At 68.7% G+C, this 21,240-nt stretch carries 11 protein-coding genes and 1 riboswitch; of the genes, 7 read left to right on the forward strand and 4 right to left on the reverse strand.

All coding sequences use genetic code 11. The features are described from left to right. Positions 1-6: 6 nt before the first annotated feature. A complete protein-coding gene (locus AC3IPY_RS14220; RefSeq protein ID WP_489184928.1) occupies positions 7-9,447 on the reverse strand; it encodes a hypothetical protein in 9,441 nt (3,146 codons plus the stop codon). A gap of 288 nt (positions 9,448-9,735) precedes the next feature. Between AC3IPY_RS14220 and AC3IPY_RS14225 the strand changes: the two genes are divergently transcribed. Genes AC3IPY_RS14225 through AC3IPY_RS14245 form a run of 5 tightly spaced genes read left to right on the forward strand, consistent with a single transcriptional unit; the run spans position 9,736 to position 14,302 of the window. Continuing rightward, positions 9,736-11,046 (forward strand): YihY/virulence factor BrkB family protein, encoded by a 1,311-nt coding sequence (locus AC3IPY_RS14225; RefSeq protein ID WP_489184929.1) that lies wholly within the window; start codon positions 9,736-9,738, stop codon positions 11,044-11,046. A gap of 10 nt (positions 11,047-11,056) precedes the next feature. Further along, positions 11,057-11,884, forward strand: a complete 828-nt coding sequence (locus tag AC3IPY_RS14230; protein WP_489184930.1) for an exodeoxyribonuclease III — start codon at positions 11,057-11,059, stop codon at positions 11,882-11,884. Positions 11,885-11,901: 17 nt separating this feature from the next. Next, complete coding sequence (gene trpS / locus AC3IPY_RS14235; protein ID WP_489184931.1) at positions 11,902-12,912, forward strand: tryptophan--tRNA ligase; 1,011 nt, start codon at positions 11,902-11,904, stop codon at positions 12,910-12,912. Positions 12,913-12,929: 17 nt separating this feature from the next. Next, positions 12,930-13,517 (forward strand): GNAT family N-acetyltransferase, encoded by a 588-nt coding sequence (locus tag AC3IPY_RS14240; RefSeq protein WP_489184932.1) that lies wholly within the window; start codon positions 12,930-12,932, stop codon positions 13,515-13,517. Continuing rightward, a complete protein-coding gene (locus AC3IPY_RS14245; protein ID WP_489184933.1) occupies positions 13,514-14,302 on the forward strand; it encodes an HAD family hydrolase in 789 nt (262 codons plus the stop codon). The genes AC3IPY_RS14240 and AC3IPY_RS14245 overlap by 4 nt, the downstream gene beginning before the upstream one ends. Positions 14,303-14,392: 90 nt before the next feature. Here AC3IPY_RS14245 and glpK read toward each other — a convergent pair whose 3' ends face one another. The 3 genes from glpK to AC3IPY_RS14260 form a co-directional block, all read right to left on the reverse strand. Further along, positions 14,393-15,907: a glycerol kinase GlpK gene (gene glpK, locus AC3IPY_RS14250; RefSeq protein WP_489184934.1), complete on the reverse strand. Its 1,515-nt coding sequence runs from the start codon at positions 15,905-15,907 to the stop codon at positions 14,393-14,395. Positions 15,908-15,969: 62 nt separating this feature from the next. Beyond that, on the reverse strand, positions 15,970-16,719 hold the full coding sequence (locus AC3IPY_RS14255) for an MIP/aquaporin family protein (RefSeq protein ID WP_489184935.1): 750 nt from the start codon (positions 16,717-16,719) through the stop codon (positions 15,970-15,972). 219 nt (positions 16,720-16,938) lie between these two features. Further along, positions 16,939-18,726 (reverse strand): glycerol-3-phosphate dehydrogenase/oxidase, encoded by a 1,788-nt coding sequence (locus AC3IPY_RS14260; protein WP_489184936.1) that lies wholly within the window; start codon positions 18,724-18,726, stop codon positions 16,939-16,941. A 129-nt stretch (positions 18,727-18,855) separates the two neighbouring features. Between AC3IPY_RS14260 and AC3IPY_RS14265 the strand changes: the two genes are divergently transcribed. Together AC3IPY_RS14265 and ribD are read left to right on the forward strand one after the other, a co-directional pair. Then, complete coding sequence (locus AC3IPY_RS14265) at positions 18,856-19,848, forward strand: sugar-binding transcriptional regulator (protein WP_489184937.1); 993 nt, start codon at positions 18,856-18,858, stop codon at positions 19,846-19,848. A gap of 111 nt (positions 19,849-19,959) precedes the next feature. Continuing rightward, a riboswitch (FMN riboswitch) is annotated at positions 19,960-20,103 on the forward strand. A gap of 72 nt (positions 20,104-20,175) precedes the next feature. Further along, positions 20,176-21,240 carry a bifunctional diaminohydroxyphosphoribosylaminopyrimidine deaminase/5-amino-6-(5-phosphoribosylamino)uracil reductase RibD gene (ribD, locus tag AC3IPY_RS14270; RefSeq protein WP_489184938.1) on the forward strand — a complete coding sequence of 355 codons (1,065 nt, stop codon included), beginning with the start codon at positions 20,176-20,178 and terminating at the stop codon, positions 21,238-21,240.

The following is a 21,240-nucleotide window of genomic DNA, read 5'->3' on the forward strand; positions in this document are numbered from 1 at the left end:
CATGGATCATTCGGTGGCGTTCTCCCGGCGGCGCCGGACCATGACCCAGACCACGGTCATCCCGCCGAGGAGCAGCAGACCCGCTGCGCCCCAGATCCACGGGCCGCCCGCGAACCCGGTGACCGCGGTGCCGCCGAGGAGGGTCACCGTGACGGTGTCCTCAGCGCACTCCGTGACCGGATCGGGATCGTCGACCGTCTGCCAGCAGACCTCACCGGTGTTGTCGATCGTCGAGACCGTGGTGCCCGGCTTCACGTGCACCGCCAGGTCGATGACCGGCGCCGTCGTGAAGTTCGGCCCGAGTTGGCCGAGCAGGTCGCAGTGCAGCGTGCCACCGTAACCGCTCGCATCCTTGCCGGTCACCTCGCAGTTCTCCCAGCGGGGGAACGCGGGAGCCGGTGCGGTGGTGATCGTGTCGACCCGGAGGTTGGCCGGGATGTCGTCGAACACCTCGGTCGGGTCCGTCGCACCCGTGCCGACCGACGTCACCTGCAGCGAGTAGCTGAAGTCGCCGTCCGCCTTGGTGCTGGTGACGCTGGCCGTCTTCTCGATCTCGAGCTCGGCCGGACGGTCGACCGCACAGGTCGGCAGCGCCTGCGGGTACACCGCGAGCACGGTCTGGCTCGGGTTCACCGAGAACACGACGCTCGCCGGGTTCTCCATGTCGCGCCAGGCGTAGCTGGGCAGGCTGTCATCGAGGATGAGGTCCAGGAACCGGGTGCCGGGAGTCGGCGGGTTCGTGAGGTCCTCCTCGGTGATCGGACGCCAGCCCGGGAACTCGATCGGCAAGCCATCCTCGCCGAGCGCGGCGCCCGGCCACAGGAGCCGGCCCTCACGGTCGTCCCACGGGATCGTCTGCACCTTGGTCTGCGTGCCGTCGGCCGAGGTCCACGTCACGGTGATGTCACCGGGTTCGACGTTCTCGGTCGCCCGCACGTCGTAGTACAGCCACGGGACATCCGCCACGCATCGCACGTACACTCCGGCATCGACCTTCTTGACCGGCACGTCTGCGTCAGCACAGTCGTTGTCGGGGAAGATGTCCGGGATGTTGCCCTCGGGCACCACGAGTGCCAGTGCGGCGACCCGCTCCGCCGTCGGCCGCGGCGGCTCGTAGCCGCTCGTGGACACGCACGCCGTGTTCGGGATCACCTGGTTCTCGGGGAACGGAGGCAGCACCGGAGCGGGGTCGTCCGGACCGACGGCCGCCGGCGCCTCGACCTCGGCCGGGAGCACCCGTACCGGGATCGTGATCGTCGTGACCTGGCCTTCGACGAAGGTTCCGGTGTACGTCGCCGTGAACTGGTTGTCCTCGGTCGACTCCGTCCAGTTCTCGGGAGCCTCGAACGTGGCCGGGCCGGTGATCTCGAGCGACGGATCGATGAGGTCCGTCACCTCGAGGTCCTGCACGTCCTTTCCGTGGTTCGTGACCGTGAGCACCCAGTCGAAGGTGTTGTCCTCGGTGTCGTCCACCGCGGTCACCCCGTCGGGAAGGACGGCCGTCTTCTCGATGCCGACGTCGACGATCGGGATGTCGACGCAGTCGCTGATCGGCGTGGTGATCGTGCCGGTGGTGAACTCGCCGCCGTTGTAGAAGCCGTGGCCGCTCGTGTTCTCGAGGCACTTCGCGTCATCTTTGTCCGTGATGGTGGTGACGTCGACCGTCGCGGTGATGGTCCAGTACTCCGTCGTCGCTGCCGGCAACGCGCGGCCATCGGCGAGCACGGTGCCATCGGGATCGCCGCCGGCCACACCAGTCCAGCTTTCGACCGCGTTGCCATCGGGATCGAAAGCCTCGGCCGTGAACGTCGTGCCGGCCGGGAAGGCCGGGGTGTCGCTCAGGTCGTAGTACTGGTCCTTGTCGCTGTCGTTGGTCACCGCGATCTCGTACGAGACGTCGAACGTGCCGTCTCCGTTGTAGACGGGGTCAGCCAGGACGTACTTCTCAGCCGTCGAGGTGCCGGGCTCGTCGCAGTCGGTCTTGGTGATGGTCGTCTCGCCGTACTCCACCGTTGCAGCGTTTCGGAAGCCGCCGGCGATCGGGAGATCAGGGGATTCCTCATCCGACACACACTGCGTCGACCCGCCTTCCCAGGCGCTCGCCGGGACGCTCGCCGTCACCGTCACCGTATAGGTGTCAGTCGTTGCTGGAGCGATGACCTGATCGAGTGCGAGCAGCTGCGTCGGCTCGTCGAGCGGGTTCTCGGGCCAGGAACCGCTCTGCGGTCCGGTCCAACTCGCCGTGTCGACGACGATTCCGGCCCCGAAGTTCTCCAAGGTGTCGTACAGGTCGTACTGCACCGGAGAAACGACGCTCTTGTTCGTCACCGTGACCTCGTACTCGGTCACCCAGCTGCCGTCGGGCTGCTGTGCCGAAGGAGTCGAGACCACCTTCGCGAAGTCGAGCGTTCCTGGCTTCGCCGTGTTCGTGATCTCACACTCGACATGCTGACCGGACAGGAGCGTGACCGCACCTTCGACGAGCGTCACCGGGGTGGCCGGATCGTTGCTCGTCACCAGACAGGTCCAGTCGCTCGGCGTGAACTCGTCGTTGCCCTCGAAGTCGCTCGCAACCTCCTCAAGACCGTACGCCGTGTTCGAGTCGACGTCGCCGGTCGCGGTGCCATCTCCCTCGACCACCACTGTGTCACCGTTGCTGGCGGTCAGGTGCCAGAGGTCGGCCGGGAAATTCTCGGCGACTTCCTCAGGCAGCACAACCTTGTTGAGCGTGAGCGTCGGTGCGATGTCGGTGTTCGTGATCTCGCAGTCGACGCTCGCGCCGAGCCCCTTCACCGTCAGGGTCGCGTTCTGCGAACCGGGCGTGCTCACCAGGGTGAACGCGTCCTCGCCGCTGTCGGACTCACAGGTCCACGTCGAGGAGACCTCGTACTCGACGCCGTTCTCCCACTTGGTCGAGACCTCGTTGAGCGTGTAGCCGACGTCGAGCCCGACTTCGCCGCTCGCCGTTCCGGCTCCGCTGAAGTTGTCGTCCTCGTCGCCGAGGCTCGTGCCGCTCAACGTCCAGTCGGCCGCGACACCGTCGCCGCCGTGCTGGTTGTCGACGACCTTCGTGAGCGTCACCGTCTGGATGCAGTCGACGTGGTTGGTGACGGTGAACTCGTTGACGGCGCCCTCGAGCACCTCGTCACCGAGACCCGTGGTCGCGTCGGTGTCGACCTCGCAAGCGAGACCGTCGGGCGTCGTGACATCCGCCTCGCCGATGGTCACGGAGTCACCGACCGTGTACGGCCCGTAGACCGTGTCCCACTCGGACTCGGCGGCGTCGAGCAGCAGCGTCGCGTCGAACCCGTCGGGCAGCTCGTCGCTGTCCCACGCGATCGGGTCGCCGCCGTTGATCACCCAGAGCTTCGTGACCTCGACCGTGACGGGCACGTCACCGCAGTCCTCGTCGGTGTACTCGTCACCGGAGGTGACGACCGCACCGTTGAGCAGGCCGTGGCCCTCGACCCCGTCACCGGCGCAGATCAGGCCTTCGGCCGGGGCATCCGCGTCGACCGTGAACGTGATCGTCACCGTGAAGGTGTGCGTCGCACCGCCGGCGAGTGCCTGGTCCTCCACCACTTCGGTATCGGCTGCGCCGTCCCAAGCGGGGTTGACCGTGACATCCGCGCTGGTGACCTCTTGACCGGTGATCGTCACGCCGTCCGCGAAGTCGGGCGTGTCGTTCAGGTCGTAGACCAGCTCCTGGTCATCGCTCGTGTTGTGCACGGTGATGGTGTAGCTCGCCGTCCACCCGCTCGCGTCACCCGTGACCGGACCGTTGAAGGTCTTGTTGATCTCGGGCTGGGCCGGAAGGCCGCAACCGGTGTCGTAGCTCGTGCTCCCGCTGCCCTTGGTCATCGCGACCTCGTTGAGGAAGCCGACGTTCGGCTCACCTTCGGTCGGGCTGCAGGTGTTGGTCGTCGGGTCGCCGAATGCCGCAGCGTCCACGTTCGCCGTGACGGTCACGGTGTACGTGTGGACCGCGTCGATGCCGATGATCCGAAGCGACGGCACGATGGCGGTCGTCGGGTCGGCCGAGGGATCGGCCCACGTGCCGTTGTCGCTCGGGTCGTCGGCGTTCTGCCAGGAGGCCGACTCGATGTCGATCTCGGGCCCGAAGCGGAGCGTGTCGGAGAGCGTGTACCGCGAGATGTACTCGGGGTTTCCGGTGACCGTGACGTCGTAGACGATCGTCCAGAGTCCGTCGCCGTCCTGGGTGACGGTCGGGTCGTCCTTCTCGACGCTCGGCTCGCCGCCGCGCACGATGTTCGGGCAGTCGTCGTCGGTGCGCACGATCTCACCGGACGTCAGGATTCCCGTGTTGAGGAATCCGACGCCGCCCGGGTTGTTGTCGGTCTTGCACTCGAGCTGCACCGGATCGACGAGGTCTTCGTGCACGTCGACGTTCAGCGTGATCACGTAGACGTCGGTCTCGCCGGCCGCGATGGCCTGGTTCGCCACGATCGTGAACTCCGAACCGTCGTACGGGCTCACCGGAGCGCCGCCGTCGATCGAGTAGCTGAGGTACTCGACCCCGACCGGGTAGGCCGGCTGGTCGGTCAGCGTGTAGTACGACGGCTTCGCGCCCGGATCCGTGTTCGACACCGTGAGCGTGTAGGTCACGTTCCAGGTGGAATCGGCCTGCTGGGTCACCGTGCCGCCCGACTTCACGATCTTCGGGGCGCTCGGCGCGTCACAGGCGGACTGGTCGACATCCACACCCGCGACCGTGAGGGTCGCCGTGTTCAGGAATGCTCCCGTTCCCTGGCCGGTCTGACATGCCGACTGCGCCGGAGTGAGTTCGGGTCCGGCGACCGAGATGCCGGTCACGGAGACTCGATACGTGTCGGTCGGGTCGGGGTCGCCCGCCGCGAGGTAGGCGCCGGTCGCGAGGTCGCTCCCGTTCGTCCAGCCGTCGATCGGGGTGCCGTTCTTCGTCGCCGAGTACGTGCCTCCCGTGATGCCGGTGCCGAAGTGCGTCGAGTCCGCGAGGTCGTAGACGCCGCCGACGGGGCCGGTGTTCGTGACCACGATGTCGTACGCGATGCTCCACGTGCCGTCGGACGCCTGCACGACCGAGCCGGGCACGACCACCTTGGTGTGCGTGATCGTCGGCGGGTTGACCGTGACACAGCCGGTGTCATCGTCGCTCTGGTTACCCGAGGAAACCGTCGCTGTATTGTTCAGGCCGACCTCGCTCGGGCATTCGTATGCCGGAGCATCGGAACCGACGCGCACGACGACCGAGACGTCATAGAGGTGCTGGTCGACACCCGCCGTTCCGGGAAGCGTCACACCCGACACAACGGTCGTGTCGGCCGCCCCATCCCAGGCAGGGTTCGTCGCGACCGGCCCAGACACGCTCGCCGAGAGCACCGTCGCACCGCTCGGGTATTCGAGCTCGTCCTCGAGGTCGTAGATCAGACTGGTCGTCGCCGACGGGTTGGTGACCGTGATCGTGTACGGCAGGGTCCACGTTCCGTCACCATTGTCGACGGCCGTGCCGCCGAGCTTCGTGATGGTCGGCTTCACCGGCAGCTCGCAGTCGGATGCCTCGTACGAGGTCTGCCCGACATACATCGTCGCCGTGTTGAGGAAGCCAACCGTACCCGGATCGGGCTCCGGAGCCGTGCACTCGGCAATTGTGGAGCCGTCGAAATCGGCGTCCTCATCGACCGTCGCGTTGACCGTCACACGCCAGGTGTGCGTTGCGCCGGGCAGGAGTGCCGGCTCATCGTCAAACGCCTGTACCGCGTCGAAGGCGGCGGTCCAAGGGGTCACGGCACCCGCGGGTTCTGGAGTCAGCCGCTGGTAGTTCGCACTGTTCACCGTGACTTCGCTGCCGAACTCGAGCAGGTCGGAGAGGATGTACGAGATCGAGCCGACCGCGCTCGGGTTGGTCGCGACGATGTCGTACGAGATCGTCCACGAACCGTCGCTGTTCGGCGTCGGAGTCGCCGCGGTCTTCGTGATCGAAGGCGTGATCGGCTTGAGCGTGTTCGTGATCGTGCAGGCTACCTGCTGGCCTGCGGTGAGGCCGGTGATCGACGCGGCACCCGCGCCAGTGCCGGTCACGGTCGGGGCGGCGCCGATGCCGTTCGTGACCACGCACTGCCACGCACTGGGAGTGAACTCGTTCGCTCCAGAGAAGTCGGGCTTCGGTGTCTCGGACAGCGTGTATGCCGCGCCGGCATTGACCTGGACGTATGCGGTGTCGCCACCGGCGGGGTTCGTCACCGTCGGCGAACCGTTCGCTCCAAGACCTGAGAGGACCCAGTTCGCGTCGGAGACATCGCTGCCGGCGACGTCCTTGAGCAGACGCAACTGCGGCTGCGTCTGAACGTTCACGATCGTGCACGTCGCGACGTCGTTCACCGCGAGCGGGAGCTTGTCGGCCGCGCCGATCGTGATCGGCGTGCCGCCGTTCACGACACACGAGAAGGTGGTGCCGTTCGTGTAGCCCGGTACAGCGCCGGACTCGCTCAGCGCGTAGGAGCCGGGAAGCACCGCGGTCGGAACGACGTGTCCCGCTGCGCTGACCGGAGCCTGGGTTCCGGGGTACGGGGTGATGTCGTTCGGTACTGCCGGCGCGGTCCACGCGGCGTTCAGCGTCCACTGGTTGATGCCTTCGTCGGTGAGGACGCCGTTGATCGACACCTTCTTGACGAGTTCGAGCGTGGGCATCGGTTGGTTGGTCGCCGTGCACTTCGCCCACTGGCCGTCGAGCACAGTGACCCCACCGTTGCGACCGTCGAACTGCGAGCCGCTCCATGTGGGAACGCCCTGCTCGTTGACACTCGTCGCGATGACGCAGAACCAGGAACCCGTCGCACCTGCGGCCGCATTCGGCCCCCATTGCGACTGCAGCGTGGGATCGAACGACTGCACGTACTTCTCGGCTGCAGCGGTCGTCGCGTCCTCAGCGAGCGGGTAGACGACGCCAGGAGTCACGGGTGCGGTCGCCGCCGATGTTCCGGTGACACCCGAGGGGCCGGCAACGGCCCCCGTTGGTGCGATGGCGTCGAGGGTCCACTCGGTCGGGAGAGCGTTGCCCCCGAGGACGGACTTCTCGAGAGTGAGCTTGGTCTCGCAGACGACCGTGTTCGTCAGGGTGACCTCGTTCACCCCCTCGGAGCTCGTCTTCGAGAGCGTGATCTTGCCGTCGACGAGCGCCGGGGCGCTGGACATGGTCACCGTACAGAGCGGACGGGGGTTCGAGATCGTCTCGGAGACCCCCACCGTGGAGTTGTGCGTCAGCCCCGAGTAGAGCGTGCCGAAAGCGGCCGGTCCCGGAGGAAGGCTCGCGTTGTCCGTGAGCTGGAGCGTCGCGCTCAGTCCCAGCGGCGGGTTGTCGTTCGAGAAGGTCTCGAGCGTGCCGTCACCGTCGGAGTCGAACTTCCATTCCTTGAGCACCCGCAGTTGCGCACTCTGGTCAAGCGCCTGGTTGCGGATAGTGCAGGTGACCGTCTCACCGTTGATCGCGGAGACCGAGAAGCCGGGGTTGGTCTCACTCGGGAGGTTGGTCACCGCCAGGGGCGTTCCCGGGGCGCTCGTCGTGGCGCACTGCGCGTAGGCGCCGCTCGGGAAGGGCGCGAATTGGAACCCGTCCTGCTGCTGCTCCCTGAAGGTGATCACTTTCGAGCCCGTGAGGTCCGTGAAGTCGACCTTGAAACCGGCGACACCGGTCGGGCCGGTGGGCTGCGACGCCGAGGTCGTATAAGGATCGCTGCTGCCGTCATCGATCTTGACGATCGGGTTCGCCGCTGTCGCGGTGATGTTCCATCCCGGGGTCGGCACGCCGGCTCCACCGCCGACGGGCAGCACCTGCTTCGTGACACTCACGGTGCCGGCGCAGTTCGCCTTCGCGAGGCTCTGCAGGAACGCGTTCAGCGCCGCGTAGTTCGTGACCTGGAAGAAGTCCGAGTTGGGAGTCGGCCCTGAGACCGCCGCGAGGTTCAATGCGGCGTTGCCGCTCGCACCCGCACCGATGCCGACATTGATGATGCGCGTACCCTTGGACTTCAGGTAATTGGCCGAGGCGATCGCGTTCTCGAGTTCGATGAATCGCGTGTCGCCGCTGTTGCCCTGGGCAGGGGCGCCGTATCGCGTGGGGTCGCCGTCGGTGAGCACGAGCACGATATCGAGCCCGGCGTCGGCGAGTGCCTTGTAGCCCCAGAGCCCCTCATCCCAGTTCGTGTACTGCGTCGGGTTGATATTCGTCGTGAGCCCTGCGGCGCGGTTGCGAACCGGCGCTGCGGCAGTTGCATCGACCACCGAGGTGAGTCCGACCGGCGCGTTGTTCATGCCGGTGGTGTTCGGTGCGGGGCTGTCAGTGCCGAACGTGCGGAGCGCGACCCTAGACGCCGTGCCCGTGAGCGCGTCGATGAATCCGGTCGCCGCGGTCCGCAGATTCGTCTGAGCATTGTTCTCGGCATTGATGGAAGCCGAGAGGTCGACGAGCAGGCCGACGTCGATGCCGCACTGCTGGGGAACGGCCGGGTTCTCTCGGGCGTTCATCCACTGCCCACTGGACGTGCGGAGGCCGCTTCCGGTCGGCGGGGTGTTCGTGTTCTGGTTGTCGCCCGTCCCGCCTCCTTGGAACTGGTACGGCGTAGTCGTGAAAGTGCCGCCGTACGAGCCGATGCGCAGGTTGTCGATCTTCTGCCAGCCGTCGGGGGCCGTGCGTTCGACCGCCCAATAGCCGTCGTTGTTCGTACCCGAGGGATTGCGGGCTGGGACGTCGACCCAACAGCGGCCGTCGTCTCCGGTCTGACACGAATTCACAACGGCACCACCCGGGGCGTTGTTCACGTTCTGATAGAAGTCGAAGATCGCATCCTTGAGCGGGGCGATCGAGCTGTCGCCGTCGCGGTCGCCGCCCTTGCGCACGGTGATCGTCGAGGTGTCAGCCTTCGCAACGCCCTGGCCTTTGCCCCAGTTCGTGGCCGGCGGGAGCACCTCGGTCAGCGCCTCGAAATCGGGCACGGCAAGGAGCGACCTCGCGGCCTTCTCTGGTGCCTTCGGTTCGTCCGTCGGCTCCTCGGTCGGCTCGTCGGAGGGCTGTTCGGTCGGTTCGTCCGAAGGTTCCTCGGTGGGTTCTTCCGACGGCTGCTCCGACGGCTCCTCGCTGGGCGTGTCGCTCGGCGTCTCCGACGGCGTGTCCGTCGGCTCGTCGCTCGGCGTCTCCTCAGTCGACTCCTCGCTCGACTTCGCGGATTCACCCGACTTCGCGGCATCCGTCGACTCGCTGACCGTAGGGTCGGTCGGCGTGTCGGTCGCGTCGGCGAAGGCCATGGTCGGCAGGCCGACCACCAGCAGGCCGCCGACGGCGATCGAGGCGATCAGCGCGCGAAGGGATCGAGCACGGTTGGCTTCTCGTCGACGCCGCTCCCTCCGGGGACGCTGTGCGGAGTCATCGTGTCGGGTACCGAACCAGTTGCTCATCGTCGTTCAACCTTCGCGTCGGGTCATACTGCGGAATGTGAGGATTACGCAGGTGAGCCGAGTCAACCACTCGCGAGGGATGCACCGACAGGGCACGCGCGTGACCAATACGGGGGGCACTTTGTGCAGATTCCCCGGTAATTCAGGGGTTTTCGTGCACTGTAACCACGATGGGGGGTCTGCTCCGGGGGCGCTCTCGCGGCCGATCTCGAGTGCACGGGCGGATGCCACGACCCGGCGCCAGCCCGCCTCGCACGACCGCGACCTCCCGCTCAGTACTCTTGGAGCGTGAGCGAGCGAGCGTCGACCGAGCCCCGAGGGCCTGCGCGACGATCCACGTCGACGCGCACCGACCCCAAGGCCGCCGACGACGCCGAGCTCGCGGCATCCGTCGACGAACCGGCCGCGCGAACGGCACGTGAACGCCTCACCGAACTCAGCGAGCCGCTGCGCGAGCGCTTCGAGGAGCCGATCAACCGGGTCACCTCGATCACGAACAAGACCATGGCGCTGTTCCCGGTGCGCGTGTGGCGGTACTTCCTGGCGCAGAACGGGTTCATCCTCTCGTCTGGCATGAGCTACCAGGCGCTGTTCGGCGTCTTCGCGGCCGTGTACGTGGTGTTCGCCGTGTTCGGCATCTGGTTCACGGGCAACGAGGCCGCGATGGAGGCCTTCCAGCTGCTGATCAACACGTATGCGCCCGGCCTCATCGGCCCCGACGGCATCATCACGAACGAGGAGATCACCGCGATCGCCTCATCGAGCACGGGAACCCTCGGCCTGACGGGTGCCGTCGCCCTCATCGGCTTCATCTGGACCGCGATCGGCTGGGTCACCTACACCCGCATCGGCGTGCGCAGCACGTTCGGGCTGCCGAAGGACTCGCGCTCGTACGTGCTGTTGAAGGCGCGCGACTTCGTCGCCGGCCTCATGTTCGGCGCGGTGCTCATCGTCGCCTCGGTGCTCTCGGTCGTGACCACCGGGTTCGTGTCGTGGCTCGTGTCGCTCATGGGCATCGACCCCGACTCGGGCACGTCGACGGCCGTGATCCAGGTCGGCGCGGTGCTCGTGGTGTTCGTCATCGACACCATCGCCCTCGCCGTGCTCTTCCGCTATCTCTCGGGCGCCGAGATGCCGTGGCGCCGCATGGTCATCGGCTCGGTGCTCGGGTCGGCGGCCCTGTCGGTCATGCAACTCCTCGGCGGCGTGCTCATCAACTTCGCGAGCAGCAACCCGCTGCTGGCGACGTTCGCGGTGTTCATCGCCCTGCTGTTCTGGTTCCGCATCACGAGCATCGTGATCCTCGTGGCGGCGAGCTGGATCGCGGTCGAGGCCTCCGACTCCCACGAGACCCTCCTCTCGCTGAGCCCCGAGCAGATCGAGGCGGAGCGCCGACGGCGCGAGGCCGAGGCCGCGGTGACCGTCGCCAGGGTGCGGCTGCGGGAGGCGCGGTCGGATGCCGCGAGCGCGAACTGGATCGGCGGCTTCAGCGCCCGGCGACGGGTCGCCAGGGCGCAACTCGATCTCGACGAGGCCGAGGCGGCCGCGGCCCGCGTGCAGGGCACCCGGCGAACGAGTGATGTCGGTCGCCTCGAATAGGATCGAGGGCATGCCTTCGACCTCTCGTCTCCGTGTCGCCAGCGTCAATGTCAACGGAGTGCGAGCCGCGTATCGTCGCGGCATGGGCGAGTGGCTCGCCTCGCGCGACGTCGACCTGCTCGCCCTCCAAGAGGTGCGCGCGTCGACCGAAGACCTGCAGGGCCTCCTGGGCGACGAGTGGAGCATCCTGCACGATCCGGCCACGGCCAAGGGCCGTGCGGGCGTCGCCATCGCGAGCCGCCGTCGCGCGAGCATCCACCGGGTCGAACTCGGCGCGCCCGACTTCGACAGCGCGGGCCGCTGGCTCGAGGCCGACTACGAGGTGGGCGACCGCATCATCACCGTCGTGAGCGCCTACGTGCACTCGGGCGAGGCCGACACCCCGAAGCAGGTGGAGAAGTACAAGTTCCTCGACGCCATGCAGGCGCGGCTGCCAGAGCTCGCCGCGCACTCCGAGCTCGCGCTCGTCGTCGGCGACCTCAACGTCGGCCACCGCACGCTCGACATCAAGAACTGGCGGGGCAACGTCAAGCGTGCCGGCTTCCTGCCCGAAGAGCGCGCGTACTTCGACCGCTTCGTCGCCGCCGAGGGCTCCGACGACCACGGGCTCGGCTGGGTCGACATCGGCCGCCGCTTCGCCGGCGAGGTCGACGGCCCCTACACGTGGTGGTCGTTCCGCGGCAAGGCGTTCGACAACGACACCGGCTGGCGCATCGACTACCAGCTCGCGACGCCCGCGCTCGCCGAGCTCGTCACCGACTACACGGTCGACCGTGCCGCCACCTACGACGCCCGCTTCTCCGACCACTCCCCCGTGGTCGTCGACTACGCGATCTGAGAAAGTACCCTCCGAACATGAACACCGCCCGTCCCGTCATCTTCTCCGGCATGCAGCCCTCCGGCGAGTCGCTGCACCTCGGCAACTACCTCGGTGCGCTCGTCAACTGGGTCGCCCTGCAAGACGAATACGACCCCATCTACTGCGTCGTCGACCTGCACGCCATCACCGTGACCCAAGAGCCCGAGCAGCTCCGCGAGAACGTGCGCCGCACCGCCGCGCAGTACCTCGCCGCGGGTGTCGACCTCGAGCGCTCGACACTGTTCGTGCAGTCCCATGTGCCCGCCCACGCCGAACTCGCCTGGGTGCTCAGCACCATCACGGGCTTCGGCGAGGCGAGCCGAATGACGCAGTTCAAGGACAAGTCGGCCAAGCAGGGCGCCGACGCCACCACGGTCGGCCTCTTCACCTACCCCGTGCTCATGGCGGCCGACATCCTGCTCTACGGCACCGACGCGGTGCCCGTCGGCGACGACCAGCGGCAGCACCTCGAGCTCACCCGCGATCTCGCGGCACGGTTCAACACACGCTACGGCGACACGTTCACCGTGCCCGAGGCGCTCATTCCGAAGGCGTCTGCCCGCATCTACGACCTGCAAGATCCGACGTCGAAGATGTCGAAGTCCGCCGCGAGCCAGGCCGGCCTCGTGAACCTGCTCGACGACCCCAAGATCACCGCCAAGAAGTTCAAGAGCGCGATGACCGACACCGGGCGCGAGGTGCGACACGACCGCGCCGAGAAGCCGGGCATCTCGAACCTGCTCGACATCTATGCGGCGCTCTCGGGCCGCACGGTGACCGAACTCGAGGCCGAGTACGACGGCCACGGGTACGGCGACTTCAAGAAGGATCTCGCCGAGGTCGCGGTCGATCGGCTCGGCCCCATCCGCGACCACGCGCTCGAACTGCTGGCCGACCCGGCCGAGCTCGATCGCCTGCTCGCGATCGGCGCCGACAAAGCTGCGGCTCGCGCCGAGGTCAAGCTGCGCGAGGTCTACGACCGCATCGGCTTCGTGCGGCGCGGCTGAGTCGAGCGTAGGGCCCCATGCGACCGGTCGTCATCCGAACCCCGCGGCTCCACCTCGACCTGCCCGTGCCGGGTGACGCCGAGGCCGTGACCGCCTATTGCCAAGACCCCGTCTTCGAGCGCTGGCTGACCACGCCGTGGCCGTACACACGCGCCGACGCCGATGCATTCCTCACAGCGCATGTGCCGCGCTCCTGGCAGAGCGGCAGCGAGCTCACGTGGGCCATTCGGCACCACGAGGGCGGGCCGCTGCTCGGCGTCGTGAGCGTGCGAGAGGCGCAGAACGAGATCGGCTTCTGGATGGGCGCCGAACACCGTGGCGCCGGCCTCATGAGCGAGGCCGCGACGGCCGTCTCGGAGTGGGCGCTCGCCGGCGGCATCGCCGGAGCCACGACCGTGTTCTGGCGCGCCGTCGAGGGCAACCTCGCCTCGGCACAGGTGGCGCGTGCCGCGGGATTCCGGCGCATCCGCCCCGAGAACCCGACCGTGCCGACCCGCGACGGCGAGCACACCCTGCCCGCCTGGTATGCCGTGCGCGAGGCCGAGATCGACCCCCGGGCCGAGCTCAGCTGGCGCGACCTGCTGCCGCCCCGGCGCACCGCATGACCCGGCCCGCGCCCCGCTCGACGGGGCCCGCGCCCGTCGTGCTGTTCGATCTCGACGACACGCTCATGGCGCACCGCGCCGCGGTCGCGAGCGGCATTGCAGTGCACATGCACGAACGCGCATACGAGGGCGACCTCGAGGCGGCTCAGCGGCTCTGGCATGAGCTCGAAGAAGAGCACTACCACTCCTACCTCGACGGGCGACTGAGCTACGAGGGCCAGCGTCGGGCACGTGCCCGAGACTTCGCCCGAGCGCACGGCGAAGAGCTCGACGACCCCTCGTCGGGCGCCTGGTTCGATGCCTACTTCGAGCGGTACCGTGACGCGTGGACCCTGCACGACGACGCGCTGCCCGCCCTTGACGCGATCGAGGCGTCGATGCCCGGCGTGCGGCTGGGCATCATCACGAACGGCGAGCCCGACTTCCAGCGCACGAAGCTCGAGCGGCTCGGCATCCTCGACCGCTTCGAGCACGTCGTCGCGTCAGGAGCCCTCGGCGTGACCAAGCCCGATCGGCGCATCTTCGACGCCGCCGTCGCCCGCTTCGAGGCATCCGCCCCGGTCTCGCGCATCGCGTACGTCGGCGACCGTCTGCGCACCGATGCACTCGGCGCCGCCGAGGCCGGACTCGACGGCGTCTGGCTCGACCGCTGGTCGACGCTGCTCGAGTCCGTCGAGGCGGCGGCGATCACCGACGCCGGAGTCATCGTCGTCAGCGGCCTCGACGAGGTCGCGCCACGGCTCAGCGAGCGCTGGCGGCAACCTCCGACGCCGCAGCAGAGATGAGATCGGGCCGGCCGCACCCCCATGCGACCGGCCCTCCGCAACTACTCTAATCGCCGAGGCAGACTTCCACTCTCATCGTCGAGGCGGGTTCTACTCCACGTCGGCGTCGACCCAATCGAGGGTCTTCGTGACGGCCTTCTTCCAACTGCGGTCGAGGCGCTCGCGCTCGGCGTCGTCCATCGACGGCGTCCAGCGCCTGTCCTCCTGCCAGTTCTTGGCCAGGTCGTCGAGACCAGACCAGAATCCGACCGCGAGGCCGGCCGCGTAGGCGGCGCCGAGCGCGGTGGTCTCCGCGACGACCGGACGCACGACCGGCACGCCGAGGATGTCGGCCTGGAACTGCAGCAGCGTGTCGTTGGCGGTCGCTCCGCCGTCGACGCGCAGCTCGGTCAGGTCGAGCCCCGCGTCGGCGTTCACGGCCTCGACGACGTCGCGCGTCTGGAACGCGATCGCCTCGAGGGCCGCCCGCGCGATGTGTCCCTTGTTCACGTAGCGGGTCAGGCCCACGAGCGCGCCGCGCGCATCGGGTCGCCAGTATGGCGCGAACAGCCCCGAGAATGCCGGCACGAAGTACGCCCCGCCGTTGTCGTCGACGCTCTTCGCGAGCTCCTCGACCTCGGCGGCCGAGGAGATGAGGCCGAGGTTGTCGCGCAGCCACTGGATCAGCGACCCGGTGACGGCGATCGACCCCTCGAGCGCGTAGTGCACGGGCTGGTCGCCGAGCTTGTACCCGACGGTCGTCAGAAGCCCGTTCTTGGAGTGCACGATCTCCTCACCCGTGTTGAAGATGAGGAAGTTGCCGGTGCCGTAGGTGTTCTTCGCCTCGCCGGCCTCGAAGGCGGCCTGGCCGAACGTCGCGGCCTGCTGGTCGCCGAGGATGCCGGCGATCGGCGTCTCGCGCAGCAGCGAGTGCTCGTTCGCGATGCCGTAGACCTCGGAGGAGGAGCGGATCTCGGGCAGCATCGACTTCGGCACGTCGAACGCGGCGAGGATCTCGTCGTCCCACTGCAGGGTCTCGAGGTCCATGAACATGGTGCGCGAGGCGTTCGTGACGTCGGTGGCGTGCACGCCGCCGTCGACGCCGCCCGTGAGGTTCCAGAGCACCCAGGTGTCGGTCGTGCCGAACAGCAGGTCGCCCGCCTCGGCCTTCTCCCGCGCGCCGGGCACGTTCTCGAGGATCCACACGATCTTCGTGCCCGAGAAGTAGGTCGCCAGCGGCAGGCCGACCTTCGGCTTGAAGCGCTCGACGCCGCCGTCGGCCGCGAGCCGGTCGACGATCGACTGGGTTCGCGTGTCCTGCCAGACGATCGCGTTGTAGACGGGCTCGCCGGTGTTCCTGTCCCACACCACGGCGGTCTCGCGCTGGTTGGTGATGCCGACGGCGGCGATGTCGTGCCGGGTCAGGTTCGCCTTGCCGAGGGCCTGGCCGATCACCTCGCCCGTATTGCGCCAGATCTCGGCGGGGTCGTGCTCGACCCAGCCGGCCTTCGGGAAGATCTGCTCGTGCTCGAGCTGCCCGGTCGAGACGATCGATCCGGCCCTGTCGAAGATGATCGCGCGCGACGAGGTCGTGCCCTGGTCGATCGCGAGGATGTAGTCGCTCATCTGAGAACTCCGTTGCTGTCAGTGAATGGGTGGGTGTGCGTGAGAGGGGCGGATGCCGCGGGTCAGCCGAGGATCGGCAGCAGCGGGATGGCGGCGAGGCCGGCCAGCACACCGCCGATGATCGGACCGACGACCGGCACCCACGAGTAGGACCAGTCGCTGCCGCCCTTGCCCTTGATGGGCAGTAGGGCGTGGGCGATGCGGGGACCGAGGTCACGGGCAGGGTTGATGGCGTAGCCCGTGGGGCCACCGAGCGAGGCGCCGATCGCGATCACGAGGAAGGCGACCGGGATGGCGCCGAGCTCCGACGGGGTGCCGCCGTTCGTGAAGCCGATGATGACGAAGACGAGCACGAAGGTGCCGATGATCTCGGTGACGAGGTTCCAGCCGTACGAGCGGATGGCGGGGCCGGTCGAGAAGACGCCGAGCTTGGTCGCGGCATCCGGCTCGGCATCGAAGTGCTGCTTGTAGGCGAGCCAGCAGAAGACGGCGCCGATGAACGCGCCGACCATCTGCGCCGAGATGTAGACGAGCACCGAGAGGCCGTCGACCGGGACGCCCTGGCCGAACTCGGTCGCGCCGTTCGCGACGAGGCCGAGCGTGACGGCCGGGTTCAGGTGCGCCCCCGAGGCGTACGAGACGATGACGCCGGAGAAGACCGCGAGGCCCCAGCCGATGTTGATCATGAGGGTTCCGCCGCCGAAGCCCTTCGTCTTGGCGAGGATGACGTTGGCGACCACGCCGCAGCCGAGGAGCACGAGCAGTGCCGTGCCGACGAGCTCCGAGAGGAACACGATTCCGAGATTGTCCACGTTGACCTTCCTGTGTGTCGGACCCGCGATGCTGTGGGTCCCGTTCGATGCGCTGGGCGAGTGGCCCCGAGGTAACGTATCCAGCCGCGAGGCCGATCAGACGCCGATTCGGGTGCACATCCGTGCAGATGTGCGCCGCGCCGCTGGTCGAGCAGCGAGCGCCGGCGAACGTATCGAGGCCACCGGCCGGTCTCGATACGCGCCCTCCCGCGTCGGGCGCTACTCGACCGGCAGGAGCTCTCCCAGCAGCACGCCGTGGCGGGTCGCGAGCAGCTCGCGCGCCGCGGCGATCTCCTCGTGGCGGCGCTCGGCATCCCACCCGAGTTCGTCGCCTGCGAGCTCGGCGAGCTCGTCGAGCAGCGGCGCCGTGAGCGTGCCGGTGAACGCAATGCTCGTGCGCCGCAGGAGGAGGTCGTCGAGGTGCACGACGCGCTCGGCGCGCACGAGCCAGGTGATCTCGCAGCGCGTGTAGTCGTCGTGGTGCACGAGGGCGGCATCCGTCGCCGGGTCGAAGAGGTCGAGGAACGCCTCGGCCCGCGTGCCGTAGCGCTCGAGCAGCGTCTCGGCGCGGTCGCGGCCGATCTCGTCCTCGTGGGAGACGAGCCACACGAGACGGGCGTCCGCGGTGGTCGGGTACCCCTTGCCACCGCCGATCGCGAGGCCCTCCGTCGAGCGAACCCGATCCCGCGCGAGGAGCCCCAGCACCTCGTTCGAGAGGTGCTCGGCGAGCGCGCGGAAGGTGGTCCACTTGCCCCCGACGAGGCTCAGCAGGGTCGTGCCCGGCCGCTCCGCGACATCCGCTCGCTCGATGCGATAGTCGCGACTCACGAAGCCGGGCTGGGTGTCGTCGTGGCGCGGCAGCGGGCGCACGCCCGAGAAGCGGTAGACGATCTGCGTGCGGTCGACGGAGATGGCTGGGAAAACGTGCGCGATGAGTTCGAAGAAGTAGTCGACCTCGGCCTCGGTGCAGATCGCGGGCTCGCGCATGTCGTGCTCGAGGTCGGTCGTGCCGACCATGACCCGGCCCTTGAGCGGGTAGATCAACACGATGCGACCGTCTTCATGCTCGAAGAAGATCTCGCGGCCGCCGGTCGCGGCGAGCAGCTCGGGGTGGTCGAGCACGATGTGCGAGCCCTTGGTGCCGCCCATGTAGTTCGTGGTGCGACCGAGGCCCGCGTTCGTGAGGTCGGTCCACGGTCCGCTCGTGTTGACGACGACGTCGGCGGCGAGGTCGAACTCGGCGCCCGTCAGCGCATCGCGCACGCGGACGCCGTCGGCGCCGAGGCCGACCGCGGCGAGGTGGTTCACGGCCCGCGCGTGCGGTCCGGCGGCGAGGCCGTCGAAGAGCACGTCGAGCGCGAGCCGCTCGGGGTCGTGCATGCTCGCGTCGAAGTACGTGGCCGTGTACTTGATGGCCGGGTCGAGCGCCGGCAGCTCGGCGAGCGAGCGCTTGCGCCCGTGGAAGCGGTGCCGCGGCACCGAGCGGCCGTCGCGCGAGAACGCGTCGTAGATCGTGAGGCCGGTCTTGATGAGCGCCGCGCCGCGCTCGGTGGGCTTGCCCGACCGATGCGTGAGGAAGCGCAGCGGCGCCGAGAGGATGCCCGAGAAGGTCGAGTAGATCGGCACGGTGGTCTCGAGCGGCTTCACGTAGTGCGGCGCGATGCGGATGAGCGCGTTGCGCTCGGTGACCGACTCCTTCACGAGTCGGAACTCGCCGTTCTCGAGGTAGCGGATGCCGCCGTGGATCATGTGGCTCGATGCGCTCGAGGCCCCCGACACGAAGTCGCCCTGCTCGACGAGCACGACGTCGACGCCCTGCAACGCCAGGTCTCGGAAGGTCGCGATGCCGTTGATGCCTCCGCCGATGATGACGACCTCGGCGGTCGGACGTGCGCGGAGGGCCGCGACCTCCGGCCTGGTTCCGGGCGCGGCGGTGCGGCTCGGGTCGGGGCTGCCGTGCGTGGCGTGCGGTGCGGCGTCCTGCCGATTCGTCGGGTGCGATGACATCGCTGTCCTCTCGGATGTGTACGTGGACGAGCGCGGCTTGCGCGACGGGCGTCCGGTGTGGATGAATACAGCGTGAACTCGACCGCACGCTGTTGCAAGCCGCGTGCACAAACGTGCAAGGGTGGGAACATGAACGAACGGGACGCTGCGAACGCCGCGGAGGGGGCCGACACGGTCACGGGCAAGACGCGCGAGGCCCTGCGCGCCGCCCACCTCTACTACATGCAGGACCTGACGATGGATGCCATCGCGCAGGAGCTGCACACCTCGCGATCCTCGGTCTCACGCCTGTTGAGCCATGCGCGGGCCAGTGGTCTCGTCGAGATCTCGATCCACTCGCCGCTCGACCTGCCGAGCCGCATCGAGCAGGAGATCCTCGCCAGGTTCGCGATCGTCGCGCATGTCGTGCCGGTGCCCGACCACGCGACCGACGTCGACCGGCTCGACCGGGTGGCGCTCTCGGCTGCACGGATTCTCGGCCGGTTCGTCGACTCCAACCAGACGATCGGCGTCGCCTGGGGATCCACGATGAGCGCGATGAGCCGGCACCTCGTGCCGAAGGCGACCCACAACACCGAGATCGTGCAGTTGAACGGCGCGGGCAACGGACGCACCACGGGCATCGTCTATGCGAGCGAACTGCTGCGACGGTTCGGCGATGCGTTCGGCGCGCGCGTGCAGCAGTTCCCCGTTCCGGCGTTCTTCGACGACCCCGCGACCCGCAGGGCCTTCTGGCGCGAGCGCAGCACGCAGCGCCTGCTCGACCTGCAGGCCGGCATGGACGTCGCCATCTTCGGCATCGGGTCGCCGTTCGCCGAGGTGCCGAGCCACGTCTACCAGGGCGGATACCTCGACCGGGCCGACTACGACGCGCTGAGCCGCGACGGGGCGGTCGGCGACGTCGCGACCGTGTTCTATCGCGCCGACGGCAGTACCGACGGTATCGCCCTGAACGAGCGCGCCACCGGACCCGACTTCGCGGTGCTGCGCCGCGCCCCCCGCCGGATCTGCGTGGTCTCGGGCCGGGCGAAGCTCGCGAGCCTCGCCGGTGCGCTCGCCGCCGACCTCATCACCGACCTCATCGTCGACGAGGGCACGGCCCGCGCGCTGCTGGAATTGTGAGCGCGCTGCTCGAGTTGTGAGCTCGCTGCTCGGGCCGTGGGCGCACCGCTGCGTCGCGAGATGACGGGGGAATACGGCGCTCCTCGACGCGTTGAGTAGAATCGACACGACAAACGTGCTCCGGGGTCGGTGTAATTCCGAGCCGGCGGTGACAGTCCGCGAACTTCCGACAGCGATCTCCGATCGTCTGCCGGTGGTTGATCCGGTGGAATTCCGGAACCGACGGTGAAAGTCCGGATGGGAGGCGGCACGTGTCGGCCGTGCCGTGCACGGTCGACGAATTCGGCGCACGCCGTCCATTCCCGGAGCCTGACGACAGGACGACGGATGAGCACGGTGGGCGACACCGATCGCACCGCGGTCGAGACCGCGGCCATGCGGCGCGCGCTCGAGCTCGCCGCGAACGGCCCCGCACGCGGCGTGAACCCGCGCGTCGGCTGCGTCATCCTCTCCGCCTCGGGCGAGGTGCTCGCCGAGGGCTGGCACCGCGGCGCCGGCACGGCCCACGCCGAGGTCGACGCGCTCAGCCGACTCGACCCCGACAGCTCGGCGACGCCGTCCGCCGTCGGCGCCACCGCGGTCGTGACCCTCGAGCCCTGCAACCACACCGGCCGCACCGGGCCCTGCGCCGAGGCGCTGCGCGCCGCCGGCATCGCCCGCGTCGTCTACGCGGTCGCCGACCCGGGCGAGCACTCCTCCGGCGGTGCCGACCGGCTTCGCGCCGGCGGCGTCGACGTGGCCGGCGGCCTGCTCGCGGCCGACGCCGAGGCGTTCCTCGGCGACTGGCTGTTCGCCGCCCGGAACCACAGGCCCGCCGTCACGGTCAAGTGGGCGTCGAGCCTCGACGGCCGCGCGGCCGCCGCAGACGGCACGAGCCAGTGGATCACCGGGCCCGTGGCACGCACAGACGTGCACCGCCGTCGCGCCGCGCGCGACGCCATCGCGGTGGGCTCGGGCACCGTGCTCGCCGACGACCCCTCGCTCACCGCTCGCGGCACCGACGGCGAATTGCTCGCCGATCAGCCCGTGCCCGTCGTCTTCGGACGGCGACGAGTGCCCGCCGATGCGGCACTCACGCGGCATCCGCATGCCCTCATCAGCCTCGCCGGCGAAGACCTGGCCGCCGACCTGCGCGAACTCGCGAAGCGCGGCATCCGCTCGCTCTTCGTCGAGGGCGGGCCCACGCTCGCGAGCGCGTTCATCGCGGCCGGGTACGCCGACGAGGTGCTCGTCTACCTCGCGCCCGCCCTGCTCGGCGGGGACCGGCTCGCCCTCGGCGACCTCGGCGTCTCGACCATCGGCGAAGCCCGCCGCTACGACTTCGCCGCCATCGAGCGGCTCGGCGACGACGTGCTGCTCGTCGCGCACCCCAGGCCCACGGAAGGGAACTGA

This window comes from Agromyces sp. GL_144 (genome assembly GCF_057834305.1).